The sequence below is a fragment of the uncultured Parvibaculum sp. genome (assembly GCF_963975745.1).
Lineage (GTDB): Bacteria > Pseudomonadota > Alphaproteobacteria > Parvibaculales > Parvibaculaceae > Parvibaculum.
Map to the genome: position 1 here is coordinate 16,247 of NZ_CAXBIB010000013.1, position 12,454 is coordinate 28,700.

Annotated in this window: 12 protein-coding genes; 6 read left to right on the forward strand and 6 right to left on the reverse strand. The window is 59.8% G+C overall.

What is annotated here, in order from left to right:
- Nucleotides 1–190 precede the first annotated feature (190 nt).
- Nucleotides 191–1,039: a division plane positioning ATPase MipZ gene (locus tag AAC071_RS11405; protein WP_339832615.1), complete on the forward strand. Its 849-nt coding sequence runs from the start codon at nucleotides 191–193 to the stop codon at nucleotides 1,037–1,039.
- On the opposite strand, the gene AAC071_RS11410 is transcribed toward AAC071_RS11405, so the two are convergent.
- Nucleotides 1,036–2,571, reverse strand: a complete 1,536-nt coding sequence (locus AAC071_RS11410) for a serine hydrolase (protein ID WP_339832617.1) — start codon at nucleotides 2,569–2,571, stop codon at nucleotides 1,036–1,038. The two genes, AAC071_RS11405 and AAC071_RS11410, sit on opposite strands and share 4 nt — an antisense overlap.
- A gap of 343 nt (nucleotides 2,572–2,914) precedes the next feature.
- Here AAC071_RS11410 and AAC071_RS11415 point away from each other — a divergent pair, with 343 nt between their 5' ends.
- From AAC071_RS11415 to AAC071_RS11430, 4 genes are all read left to right on the forward strand, one after another.
- Nucleotides 2,915–3,307: a DUF1499 domain-containing protein gene (locus AAC071_RS11415; RefSeq protein ID WP_339832619.1), complete on the forward strand. Its 393-nt coding sequence runs from the start codon at nucleotides 2,915–2,917 to the stop codon at nucleotides 3,305–3,307.
- Nucleotides 3,308–3,447: 140 nt separating this feature from the next.
- Nucleotides 3,448–3,780 (forward strand): ATP-dependent Clp protease adapter ClpS, encoded by a 333-nt coding sequence (clpS, locus tag AAC071_RS11420; RefSeq protein ID WP_339832797.1) that lies wholly within the window; start codon nucleotides 3,448–3,450, stop codon nucleotides 3,778–3,780.
- Nucleotides 3,781–3,819: 39 nt separating this feature from the next.
- Nucleotides 3,820–6,210 carry an ATP-dependent Clp protease ATP-binding subunit ClpA gene (clpA, locus tag AAC071_RS11425; RefSeq protein ID WP_339832620.1) on the forward strand — a complete coding sequence of 797 codons (2,391 nt, stop codon included), beginning with the start codon at nucleotides 3,820–3,822 and terminating at the stop codon, nucleotides 6,208–6,210.
- 118 nt (nucleotides 6,211–6,328) lie between these two features.
- Nucleotides 6,329–6,697 carry a VOC family protein gene (locus AAC071_RS11430; RefSeq protein ID WP_339832621.1) on the forward strand — a complete coding sequence of 123 codons (369 nt, stop codon included), beginning with the start codon at nucleotides 6,329–6,331 and terminating at the stop codon, nucleotides 6,695–6,697.
- A gap of 47 nt (nucleotides 6,698–6,744) precedes the next feature.
- On the opposite strand, the gene AAC071_RS11435 is transcribed toward AAC071_RS11430, so the two are convergent.
- Genes AAC071_RS11435 through AAC071_RS11450 form a run of 4 tightly spaced genes read right to left on the reverse strand, consistent with a single transcriptional unit; the run spans nucleotide 6,745 to nucleotide 10,504 of the window.
- Nucleotides 6,745–8,352 carry a hypothetical protein gene (locus AAC071_RS11435; protein WP_339832622.1) on the reverse strand — a complete coding sequence of 536 codons (1,608 nt, stop codon included), beginning with the start codon at nucleotides 8,350–8,352 and terminating at the stop codon, nucleotides 6,745–6,747.
- A 35-nt stretch (nucleotides 8,353–8,387) separates the two neighbouring features.
- On the reverse strand, nucleotides 8,388–8,807 hold the full coding sequence (locus AAC071_RS11440; protein ID WP_339832623.1) for an HIT family protein: 420 nt from the start codon (nucleotides 8,805–8,807) through the stop codon (nucleotides 8,388–8,390).
- 2 nt (nucleotides 8,808–8,809) lie between these two features.
- A complete protein-coding gene (locus tag AAC071_RS11445; protein ID WP_339832626.1) occupies nucleotides 8,810–10,009 on the reverse strand; it encodes a GNAT family N-acetyltransferase in 1,200 nt (399 codons plus the stop codon).
- Nucleotides 10,010–10,036: 27 nt separating this feature from the next.
- A complete protein-coding gene (locus AAC071_RS11450) occupies nucleotides 10,037–10,504 on the reverse strand; it encodes a RidA family protein (protein WP_339832629.1) in 468 nt (155 codons plus the stop codon).
- Between the two features lie 144 nt (nucleotides 10,505–10,648).
- On the opposite strand from AAC071_RS11450, the gene AAC071_RS11455 reads away from it, so the two are divergent.
- Nucleotides 10,649–11,650, forward strand: coding sequence for an agmatine deiminase family protein (locus AAC071_RS11455; RefSeq protein WP_339832631.1), 1,002 nt, complete (start codon nucleotides 10,649–10,651; stop codon nucleotides 11,648–11,650).
- Between the two features lie 5 nt (nucleotides 11,651–11,655).
- On the opposite strand, the gene AAC071_RS11460 is transcribed toward AAC071_RS11455, so the two are convergent.
- Nucleotides 11,656–12,375, reverse strand: a complete 720-nt coding sequence (locus AAC071_RS11460) for a GGDEF domain-containing protein (protein WP_339832632.1) — start codon at nucleotides 12,373–12,375, stop codon at nucleotides 11,656–11,658.
- Nucleotides 12,376–12,454 lie beyond the last annotated feature (79 nt).

The window sequence follows — 12,454 nt, forward strand, 5'->3', positions numbered from 1 at the left end:
ACTTCAGGGGAGCGGCGGAGATTTTCTCGAATGACATTGCCCGCCGACCGCGTGGAAGAGTTTAGCCGTACGGGTGGGGGGGACCGCAAGTGCGGCGCGGAGGACTGCCCACTCATTGGCACAGTTGACGCTTCCGGCCGCACTACTCACACTCCGATCGCGATTCGAATGGCTGGATTTGTGGGGGCATATGACTGAATCCGGGGGTGGGCGTCTGCCCGCCCATGTGATCGTTCTGGGCAATGAAAAGGGTGGGTCGGGCAAGACGACAACCGCCATGCATGTCATTGCGTTGCTTCTGCATGAGGGATTGCGCGTGGGGTCCGTCGATCTCGATGGCCGCCAGCGCTCCCTGACGCGCTATGTGGAGAACCGCAAGGCCTGGGCGGACGCCGCCGGCGTCAAATTGATCATGCCGGATCACATGGTCATCGCGCGCTCGGAGCTCGGGACCGTGGCGGAGGCCAATGCCGCGGATGAAGCCGCGTTGGCAGCCGCCGTTGCACGGCTTGCTGCTGAAAACGACTTTATCGTCATCGACTGCCCGGGCAGCGACAGCCATCTCTCGCGGCTTGGCCATGCGCTTGCCGATACGCTGATCACGCCGATGAACGACAGTTTTGTCGATTTCGACCTGCTCGGCCGGGTCGATTCCCAGACCTATCGTATCAAGGGGCCCAGTGTTTACAGCGAGATGGTCTGGGAGAGCCGGAAGCGCCGGGCGATGCGCGATGGCGGCGAGATCGATTGGGTTGTGATCCGTAACCGGCTTTCGCATCTCGATGCCAAGAACAAGCGGCGGGTCGAGGCTGTGCTCGGCGCACTGGCCGAACGGATCGGATTTCGGACCGGACCGGGATTCGGTGAGCGCGTGATCTTTCGCGAAATGTTTCCATCCGGCCTGACACTGCTCGATCTTCGGGAAGAGGGTGTCGACGCTCAGATGTCGATGTCGCATGTGGCAGCGCGGGCGGAGGTGAGGGCCCTCATCGATACGCTGTCATTGCCGATCGAGGAACGGCTGCGGACGCCTGCCTAGCCGCGGCTTTCGGCTTTGGCCGTCTGCGGAAGCGCCCAGTTCGCGGGCGGGATGGCGATGCAGGGAATGCTCTGACGCGCGAGACGGCCGCATGCGGTTTTTGCCGAAGTCTCGTTATCAAACCCGCCAAAGCGCGAACGGTAGAGCGTCCGGTTGTCGGCCGTCTTGACCGGGATCGTGACGGGAACGGCCGTGCCGAGTTCATCGGGTGCAGCGCGCAGTGCTTTTCGAATGCTGCCGACAGCGTCGGCCTGATCGGCATAGGCGCCGATCTGGATGATCCAGGTACCATCAGGGATCAGCGGATCTCCCTCGCGCCATGACTGTCGCGCAGCTGGCGCAGTGCGCGCAGGGTCAAGTGCCGCTTCGCGGACAAGCGGATTGGCGGGCGCGTCGGGGCTGATGCTTGCATTCGCCGGTGCGACCAGGAAGTTGCCGATCTCGCGCCCGGCGTGACGACCGGCATCCTCTGCCGTGCGGAGTGCTGCCGTTGCATAGGCCGTGACGCTGTCGACAGGCGCCGAGACCTTGCGAGGGCGTGATACAGGCTCGGGCGGTGCAGCCATGACGACGGGCGTTGTCACCTCGGCATCGCCCTCGGCGAGGCCCGAACTGTCGGCATTGTCGTCGATTGCCGCCGCGAGCTGCTGCAATGCGGCGCGATCTTCTGCCGGAACGAGACCCACAGGGCGCACCACCGGTACGGGCGGCGGTGCTGCCGCGATCTGTGTGCGGCTCGTCTTCATGGCAACGGCCCGCGGGAACGCGCGATCGAGAATCTCGACCATATGCTGATCGCGTGACTTGGCCTTCTCGCCGCCGATGACAACGCCGATCAGGAACTTGTCGTCGCGTTCGACCGTTGCCGTGAGATTGAAGCCCGATGCCCTGGTGTAGCCGGTCTTGAGGCCCGTCGTGCCGCGATACTCGCCCAGCAGGCGGTTGTGGTTACGGATTCTGGACTTTCCCCAGTTGAACTGTTCGGTGCTGAAGTAATGGTAGTATTGCGGAAAATCCTGATGCATGCGCAGAGCCAGCGTGGCCTGGTCACGTGCGGTCGTTTTCTGCGCGCTGTCCGGAAGGCCCGACGCATTCCTGTAGGTTGTGCGTGTCATGCCAAGCTCACGCGCCTTTTTGGTCATGACCTTGGCGAAATTCGCTTCGGAACCGGCAATGAATGCGCCGGTGGCCGAGGCGACGTCGTTGGCGGAGCGTGTCACAAGGGCAAGAATGGCATCTTCCACCCGGATCGTCTGACCGGGGCGCAGGCCCAGTTTCGATGGCGGCTGATTGGCGCCGCGCTGGGTCATGGTAATGCGAGAATTAAGCGTTATCTCGCGCTTTTCGAGCTTTTCGAAAAGCAGGTACAACGTCATCACCTTGGTCAGGGAAGCAGGGTAGCGCAGTTCGTCGGCATTGCGCGAATAGATGACCTGGCCCGTATGGGCATCCATGACCAGCGCTGCTGTCTTGGGTTTGGCGGCCTGAGCGGGGAGGGCGGTGGCGGCGATCAACAAGACGACCGCAGCCATGGCGGCAAGTCCCCTGAATCCACCAGAGATGCGCACGATACTCACCAGCGCAGACCCGGACATAGCCCCAAAACCCCTCTTGCATGCACATAAGGCCGAAACCCGTATGTGCCGTCCCGGCTATTCACCCCGCTGAACTGTAGCGCCGAGACCACAGTTTGCGAAGGCCCTTTGGCCAAAATCGGTAAAAAAATCTTATATTTTTCGGGCGCTTGACCCAATCAGACCCAGATTAGGCTCCAGATCTTACCGTTTGGTTAAATGCGTTAAACCTAAGTTAACAGGCTGGTTACCTGCGCCAGAATCGGCGTATTCAGCCACAAGGGGATTTGCGCGAGGATCGATGGATTTCCAGACGTTGAGGCTGACCGCGAAGCCGAACCAGTACCTGGTGGCCCCGGCCGGTTTTTGCCTGAAGGCGAAGCCTCATCGGACTGCTCCGGATTTCACCAGTGAGCCCGGGATACTCAGGGGCCGGTTTCGCGCGATTGCGCTTGCCCATCCCCGCGTCGTCCAGATGGCGGCGGACGACGCGACTCTGACCGATACCTATGTCCAGCGGAGCGCGCTTCTAGGCTTTCCTGACACAATTACCGTCCAATTCATGGCGTTTGGACCCGGACATTCGAGCCTCGCTGTCTACAGCCGCTCCCGCTACGGCTATTCGGACCTTGGCGTCAACAAGGCACGGATTGATGCCTGGCTGCTTGAGCTGGCCGGGAAAGGCCCGGTTTGATTGGGTTGGGCTTTGAAATTCGATATGGTCAACTATCTAATAGAAGGGTGCGGCATCGGTCGGTTCGGCTGTTGCCGGATAGCAAGGCTCTCCGGTCTGCGCGTGCCGGGACGAAGACGATGAATTGGCAGGAACGGGGAATGTCGGACGAAAGGCGGCGCGGCGATGAAGATGGTGGCGTTGGCACCGGCGTCATAGCCAAGACGAAGCCGAAGACAAAGAAGCCCTCGCTCTACAAGGTTCTGCTGCTTAACGACGACTACACGCCGATGGAGTTCGTCGTTCACGTGCTGGAGCGGTTCTTCGGCAAGGGAAGGGACGAAGCGACGGTCATCATGCTTCATGTACATCAACATGGAGTCGGCATTTGCGGCCTTTATACCTACGAGGTCGCAGAGACCAAGGTGACCCAGGTAATGGATTTTGCGCAGCAGCACCAACACCCGCTGCAGTGCACGATGGAACGAGAATAGCGCGTTCATGCTGTAGCCCAGCAGAAGGGAAGGTTCGGAGTGCCGACGTTTTCACGCAGTCTTGAGGAGGGGCTTCACCGCGCACTGGCGCTTGCCAATGAACGCAACCACGAATACGCAACACTCGAACATCTCCTTCTTTCGCTGGTTGACGATCAGGATGCAGCCGCCGTCATGCGAGCCTGCAATGTCGATCTGGAGGTGCTCCGTCAGCAATTGACCAATTATGTGGACAACGAACTTTCGAGTCTTGTGGTCGATGATGGGCAGGAATCCAAGCCGACAGCCGGTTTTCAGCGAGTGATTCAGCGGGCCGTCATTCACGTTCAGTCATCCGGGCGCGAAGAGGTGACGGGGGCGAACGTGCTGGTCGCCATGTTTGCCGAGCGCGAGAGCCACGCGGCCTATTTCCTGCAGGAACAGGACATGACGCGGTACGATGCTGTGAACTACATCAGTCACGGCATTGCGAAGCGCGCCGATATGACCGAGACGCGACCGGTTCGCGGCGCGCAGGACGAACCGGAGGCAAATGAGCGCGGCCGCAAGGAACGTACAACCGAGGCGCTCGATAATTACTGCGTCAATCTCAACGAGAAGGCGAAGCAGGGCAAGATTGATCCGCTGATCGGGCGTGCGCGCGAAGTCGAGCGAACGATCCAGATCCTATGCCGGCGTTCGAAGAACAACCCTCTTTTTGTTGGCGATCCGGGCGTGGGGAAGACTGCGATCGCAGAAGGCTTGGCGCGACGTATCGTAAAGGGGGAGGTGCCCGATGTTTTGCGCAATGCCACGATCTTCTCGCTCGACATGGGCACGCTGCTGGCCGGGACGCGCTATCGCGGCGATTTCGAAGAGCGCATCAAGGCGGTCATCAAGGAGATCGAGGCCTATCCGGGCGCGATCATGTTCATTGACGAAATTCACACGGTGATCGGCGCCGGTGCTACCAGCGGCGGCGCAATGGACGCGTCCAATCTGCTGAAACCGGCATTGGCGAGCGGCACGGTGCGCTGTATCGGCTCCACGACCTACAAGGAATACCGCCAGCATTTCGAAAAGGACAGGGCGCTGGTGCGCCGTTTTCAGAAGATCGATGTGGCCGAACCGTCCGTGCCGGACACGATAAAGATTCTGAAGGGGTTGAAGCCCTATTTCGAGGATTTCCACAAGGTCCGCTACACCAACGATGCTGTCAAAGCAGCTGTCGATCTATCGGCAAAATACATGCATGACAGGAAGCTTCCGGACAAGGCAATCGATGTGATCGATGAGGCGGGCGCATCGCAGATGCTGCTGCCCGAGTCGCGGCGCAAGAAGACCATCGGCGTCTCGGAGATCGAGGCGGTCATCGCGACCATGGCGCGCATTCCTCCGAAGTCGGTGTCGAAGAGCGATACGGAAAAGCTGAAAGACCTCGACGCGGAGTTGAAGCGTGTCGTTTTTGGCCAGGACGCAGCTATCGAGGCGCTGTCTGCGTCGATCAAACTGGCGCGTGCCGGGCTGCGCGAGGCCGAGAAACCGATCGGCTGTTATCTTTTTTCCGGACCCACCGGCGTTGGCAAGACGGAAGTGGCGCGGCAACTCGCGTCGATTCTTGGTGTCGAGATGCTTCGTTTCGACATGTCCGAATACATGGAACGGCATACCGTGTCGCGCCTGATCGGGGCACCGCCGGGTTATGTCGGTTTCGATCAGGGTGGACTTCTGACCGACGGTGTCGATCAGCATCCGCATTGCGTGTTGTTGCTTGACGAGATTGAAAAAGCGCATCCTGATCTTTTCAACATCCTCCTGCAAGTGATGGATCATGGAAAATTGACGGACCACAACGGGAAAAAGATCGATTTCCGCAATGTGGTGCTGATCATGACGACCAATGCTGGCGCTGCCGACATGGCGAAAGCGCCGATTGGGTTCGCGCGGACGAAGCGCACAGGCGATGATGAAGATGCAATCAAGCGTCTCTTCACGCCCGAATTCCGCAACCGTCTCGATGCGACGATCCCCTTCGGCCATTTGCCGGAAGACGTTATATCGCGTGTCGTCGAGAAATTCGTGCTGCAACTCGAGGCTCAACTTGCCGATCGCAATGTCACGATCGATCTGACGCCCGAAGCCAACAAATGGCTGGCGGCGCGTGGCTATGACGAGCAAATGGGCGCACGGCCGCTTGCGCGCGTGATACAGGAACACATCAAGAAGCCGCTGGCTGACGAGGTGCTGTTCGGAAGGCTGGTGAAGGGCGGACATGTTCGCGTCGGGGTGAAAGACGACGGGCTCGATTTCGATATCGAGGCGGCGTCGCCGCGAAGTGCTGCGCCTTCCGGCGGCGACGGTCCGAAAAAGCCTCGTGTCCGGAAGCCGAAGGACCGGCCGGGTGATGGGTCGGGCGGCAGTGTGCCGAAAGTACCGTTGCTTGTGGAATAACGGCGTCGGATTTGTTCGATGCCCGGGAATTGAAGGCGGCCACGGCGTGATACGCGTTGTGGCCGTTTTCAGTGTAAACGGCCAAGAGAAACGTCCAACTCCCAGGGAGAATTGAGAAATGATCGGTTACGTGATGGTGGGTACCAACGACCTCGACAAGGCAACGGCCTTCTACGATGCCCTGCTCGGCGAGATCGGCGCCAAGCGCGCAATGTCCGACCCCGGCCGCTTTGTCGGCTGGAGCAACGGTGGCCCCATGCTTGCGGTAACGAAGCCGCATGATGGCAACAAGGCGACATTCGGCAACGGAACAATGGTGGCGCTGGCTGTGGGGTCGCGAGCCAATGTCGACAAGGTTCACGCAAAGGCGTTGAGTCTTGGTAGCAAGGACGAGGGTGCGCCGGGTGTGCGTGGCGGAAATTTCTACGGTGGTTATTTCCGCGATCTCGATGGCAACAAGTTTGTCGCCTTTCATATGGGCGAATAACAGCCTTTCACGAAGATCAAGGCCGCCATGTTTGGCGGCCTTTTTTGTCAGCGCTTCTTCAGCCGGTAGATAGCAACGTCGATGTCGGATGAATAATAGATGTCCCCATCGGCATCGACGGCAATGCCCGTCGGGATGAAGATTGCGGGCGCGCCGTCGGGTGTGCCGAAGCCGATCGGCAGCCCAGACATGATAGTAGTGGATTTGCCGCTCTCGATATCGATGGCGGATATCCGTTGTGCGCCGACTTCTGCAACCACGATCCGGCCATCCGGTGCGAAATCGAATCCCTCGGGCGCAGAGAGTCCTTCGGCAACCGCAATGTGTTCGCCGGTCTGTGCGTTGACGCGGAGAATCCGGCCGCCCTCCCGTTCGCTTACATAGACGAAATCGTTGCTCCCCAGCAGCATCATTGCGGGGCCTGCAAGTCCCGTTACGAGATCGGTTCGTTTCGACCAATCGTCACGATCGACTCGAACGATCGCGCCGCGCGCATATTCGGTGACCAGGACGGCGCCGTCAGAGAGAACAATCGCCTCAGCCGGTGTCGTAAATCCGTGATGGATGCCGAGGGATTGTCCAGTTGCCTCGTCGAACACATGGATTGCGCCTGCGGTGACCGCAGCGAAGGCAATATGGCCATTGGCCACAGAAACGCTCAGAGGATAGTCGATGTCGGAGGCAAAGACCCGGCCAAGTTCCGCCACCTCACCCGTATCTGGATCAACCATGCGCGCAGCAAACAGGTCGGCGATGTAAATTGCGCCGCTGTCGGACATCGCGATATCGCCGGCAACGGCCAGCGCGCCTGAAACGATGGTCCGTGCTTCGCCTGTCTCGGTGTCAATCGCGATGACAGCATTGTCGGCCATATTGCTGATGTAGAGATTGTCGTCGGCGTCGAAGGCGAGATTGTCGATCGCCGGCGCAACTTCAGCGATCAGCTCTTTCTCGCCCGATCCGGTGTCGACCCTGTAGACATGGCCTCTCTCGGTGTCGACTGCATACAGCTTGTCTTGCGAGGTGAAATTGACGGCGGCCGGCGTTCCAAATCCGTCCGCTATGACTTCGAGTGTGGCCGCATCGACGTCGACACGTGCGATCTGCTTCCTGAACCAGAGTGGTCCATAGAGCTTGCCGTCAGCGCCGAAATCGAACCCGTTGAGACCGCCCATTCCTTCCATGATCTTGCGCGGCGGATTTTGTCCCGAAGGATCGAGTTCAAAAAGGGCATCCCCGAGAAAAACCTGCGTGGCGAAAAGGCGACCTTCTCCGTTCCATGCCAGCGAATTCATGCCCGGAAGGCCCTCGGCCAAAGTCAACAGCCTTCCATCGGGCTTGCGGGCAAATACCTTGCCGTCGAGAAAGGCCGTCCAAGCCAGTGTGCCATCCGGTCCTTCCTCTATATCATCGGCCATGCCTTCGGGCGGGCCTTCAAAGATACGCGTCGTTCCGGATTCGGTGTCGACTTCGTAGATGGCACGTCCCACGACGCTGCCTGCAAGGAGTTTGCCGTCACTTGTAAAAGTGAGGCCATGAATTCCGTGAAACGGCGAGGGCGACACGACAATTTCCTGTGTGTAGCTATCGTTCTCCGAGCAGGCCGCAACAGAAAGCGCGACGGTCAGTGCCGTCGCCATGTGCATCTTTCTCATCGTTCCCCCCTGTGCCGCGACGCCTGCCTTCGTGTTCAGTCGAGCGCCGCCTTGATGCGTTCGGCGTGTTTCTTCAACTCATCGAAATTGGCCATCTGGCGCGCATGCAGCTTCAGGTCGATGCCTTGCGAGCGCGGGATGATGTGCGTGTGGATGTGAAAGACCGTCTGTCCGGCAGGCGCGCCGTTGAGTTGTGCGACCAATATGCCGGGGGCCGCAAATGCCACTTTCACTGCTGCCGCGATCTTCTTGACCGTTTTGGCCATGGCGCCGGCATATTCGGGGTCCAGATCAAGCAGATCTTCGGCCGGGTATTTCGGGATGACGAGCGTATGACCCTCGGCCTGCGGCATGACATCCATGAATGCGAGAGTCATGTCGTCTTCATAGACCTTGAAGCAAGGGGCTTCGCCTCGAAGAATCTTTGCGAAAATGTTGTCTGGATCATAGGCCACGGTCAGAAATCGTCCTCTCGATGTTCGTCGCTGCCGACATCGTGCCGGAAGGGGGCGTATTCGCCAAGAGCGGCGATATCCCGATCGACATATTGCCGTTCACGGCTCAGATACTCGGCTACGGCCTCACGAAAAGACGGGTTTGCGATCCAGTGCGCTGAATGGGTCCGCGCCGGCAGATAGCCGCGTGCCAGCTTGTGCTCGCCCTGGGCGCCCGCTTCAACCCTCTCTAGTCCCCGGGCGATGGCAAATTCGATGGCCTGATAGTAGCAACACTCGAAATGCAGGAAGGGATGGTGTTCGACCGCCCCCCAATTCCGACCATAGAGTGCATCGCCGCCAATGAAATTGAGGGCGCCTGCAATCAGCCGGCCCTCCCGCCGTGCCATGACCAACAGGGTCTGACCTGACATACGCTCGCCGATCAGGCTGAAGAATTCGCGGCTCAGATAGGGCGCCCCCCATTTGCGCGCGCCTGTGTCCATGTAGAAAGTGAAAAATGCGTCCCAGTGATCCTCGGTGATGTCGCTTCCAGTCACCCATTCGACGCCAATGCCATTGTCCATCGCGCGCGCGCGTTCCTTGCGGATCATTTTGCGCTTCCGGGAGGAAAGGTCGGAGAGAAAATCGTCAAAGGAGCCATAGCCGCGATTGTGCCAATGGAACTGCTGGTCGGTGCGCTGCAGGAATCCGAGTTGGCCGAGACGGCTCCACTGACGCTGCGGCAGAAAGGTAAGGTGAAGTGACGAAACGCCGAGGCGGGTGGCAAGCTCGACAGCGCCTGCAGCAAGCGCATCTTCGGCCGAGCCGCGGCCGGGGCCCAAAGGTGTCAGAAGGCGCTTGCCGGTTGCGGGCGTAAACGGTACCGAACCCTGCAGTTTCGGGTAGTAGCGGCCGCCCGCATTTTCGAACGCGCTGGCCCAACCCTGGTCAAAGACGTACTCGCCGCGGCTGTGGGTTTTTAGGTAAAGCGGCATTGCGCCGGCCAGTCCGCCGGCATCATCTTCCAGAAGCAGATGATGCGGCGACCAGCCTGTGCGCCGCGTCGCCGAGCCGCTCTCCTCCAGGGCTGAAAGAAAGGCATGGGAAATGAACGGGTTTGCTGGTTCACCCGGCGGGTTGGCGCAAGCGTCCCATGCGCGGAAGTCGACGCCTTTCAAGCTGTCGACAACGCGGATGATGGCCTGTTCATTGTCTCCCATGTTGCAATTCCAGAGAAGGGCCTCGCCTCACGCGATCTCGAAAACGGCTTCGATTTCGACCGATATCTGGAACGGCAGGCTGGGTGCCGACACCGCCGACCGGGCATGACGGCCTGCGTCACCAAAAATCTCGACCAAAAGGTCCGATGCTCCATTGATGACGGCCGGTTGCTGGTCGAATTCGGCCGTCGCATTGACGAAACCGAGAATTTTGACGGCCCGTTTCACACGGTCGAGGTTGCCGCCGCAAGCGGCTTTCAGCTGGGCGAGAACGTTGAGCATGGTCAGGCGCGCGGCTGCCTTGCCGGCCTCGACATCGTGATCCCGGCCAAGTTTGCCCTGATGGCTGATGCCCGTGGGGCCCATCGGCCCCTGACCTGAGATAAAGACCAGATTACCAGTGACGACATAAGGCAAGTAAGTGCCGGCCGGGCTTGCCGGTACAGGCAGTTCAATTTCGAGTTCCTTCAGGCGCGCATCGATCCTACCAGCCATCTCCATCGCTCCGTTTGTGCTCGTGCTTGCCGCACATGATCCAGCGGCTATACCTAACCTTTTGGACGAGAACACGAAAGACCCTGGCGGGGCGATGGGGGTACGATGAGTGGATTGCGCAGGCCGGCGGACGACGATCTCTTCATGCCCGCCGAATGGGAGCCGCACGAGCGGTGCTGGATGCAGTGGCCGAGTCGCGGCGAGCTTTGGGGCGAGCGTCTGCCGCAAGCCTACGGGGTCTATGCCCGGGTTGCACGAGCGATCGCGGGCTTTGAGCCCGTATCGATGGTGTGCCGTCCTGAAGACGAAGCGCAAGCGCGGCTGGCCTGTGGTCGGTCGGTCGAGGTCGTTCCGCTGCCGATCGACGACAGTTGGGCGCGCGATTCAGGCCCCATTTTTGTTGCGGATGGAAAAGGCGGGGTCGCTGGAACGCATTGGCGATTCAATGCCTGGGGCAATGCCTATCAGAACTATGAACACGATGCGGCTGTCGCCGGCCTCATCCTGGAACGGCTGGGGATGCGGACCTACAAGGGCGGCATGGTGCTGGAGGGTGGCTCGATATGCGCGGACGGCTATGGAACGCTACTGACGACCGAGGAATGCCTGCTCAACGACAATCGGAATCCGGAGCTGACGCGACAGCAGATCGAGGAGAACCTCGCCCTGAATCTCGGGGTGTCACGAATCATCTGGCTTGATCGCGGTCTGGAAGATGACGAGACCAGTGGTCACGTCGACATGATCGCCTGTTTTGCAGGGCAGGGTCGCGTGCTGTTGCATATGCCGGAAGACCGCGGCGATCCCAATCATGAACGAATGCAGGATAATCGCGCCCGGCTTGAAGCCGCCCGCGATGCGCGCGGAGAAAAGCTGGAAATCATCGAGATTCCGCAACCCCGCCGCAATCTCAAGCGCGCCGATGGGCGCCGCCTCTGCACGTCATATGTCAATGCGTATATCGCGAATGGCGGGGTTGTCATGCCGACATATGACGATCCGAATGACGGCAGGGCGGCAGAAATCATGGCCGCGGCATTTCCGGGCCGTCAGGTGATACAGATGCCGGCCCTCGAAATTGCCCAAGGTGGCGGATCAATTCACTGCATCACGCAGCAACAACCAAAAGGAACGTCGCTGAAATAGTCAAATCATCCATGCGTGGTCAGTCGGACGGCACGACCGCCATTCTTCTTGTCGGCATACATGGCGCGGTCCGCACGATCGAGCAGATCGCGAGCGGAGGTCGCGCCGGTATAAGATGCGAATCCAACGCTGGCTTTGACCGAGATCGTACTTGATTTGCAGGGGATTTCGATATCGGCAATTCCGCGCAACATTTCGCGGGCGCGCTCACGTGCACGGCGGTGCTCGGCGCGCACGAAGAGAACAGCGAATTCATCGCCCCCAAGACGTGCAGCATAATCGGTGGCACGGATGCTCTTGGCAAGGTGGTTCCCGACGGCACGCAGGACTTCGTCGCCGACCGCGTGGCCGCATCGATCATTGATCGCCTTGAATCCGTCAAGGTCGATATAGGCCAACAGTCCCGTTTCATCATAGCGCGCCGCGCTCAGGAGATTCCGGCGCAGGACCTCATCGAATCCGCGACGATTCAGCAAGCCTGTCAGCTCGTCGGTCTGTGTCAGTGCTTCGAGTTGGCGGACGCGCGCGGTAAGTTCCACGATGCGTGTTTCTGCGTCATCGGCAAAAGCAAGCGCACGGTCAACGATGTCGCGATTTCCCGATCCACGTGATGCCGATCCGATGCTGCGGCGGAATCGTTCCGTGGAGGGATCGATCGGCAGCGCGCCTTCCCTTAGAGGGGCGCTACCCGCTCCTGTGCCTGCCATCCGCTTCACGTAGCCCATCATTGTCCCCCGCAATATGCCTGCGTTCCTGTTCAAGGCTGATCATCTGGCTATGGGAAATGCAATGTTTTTGCCAGAT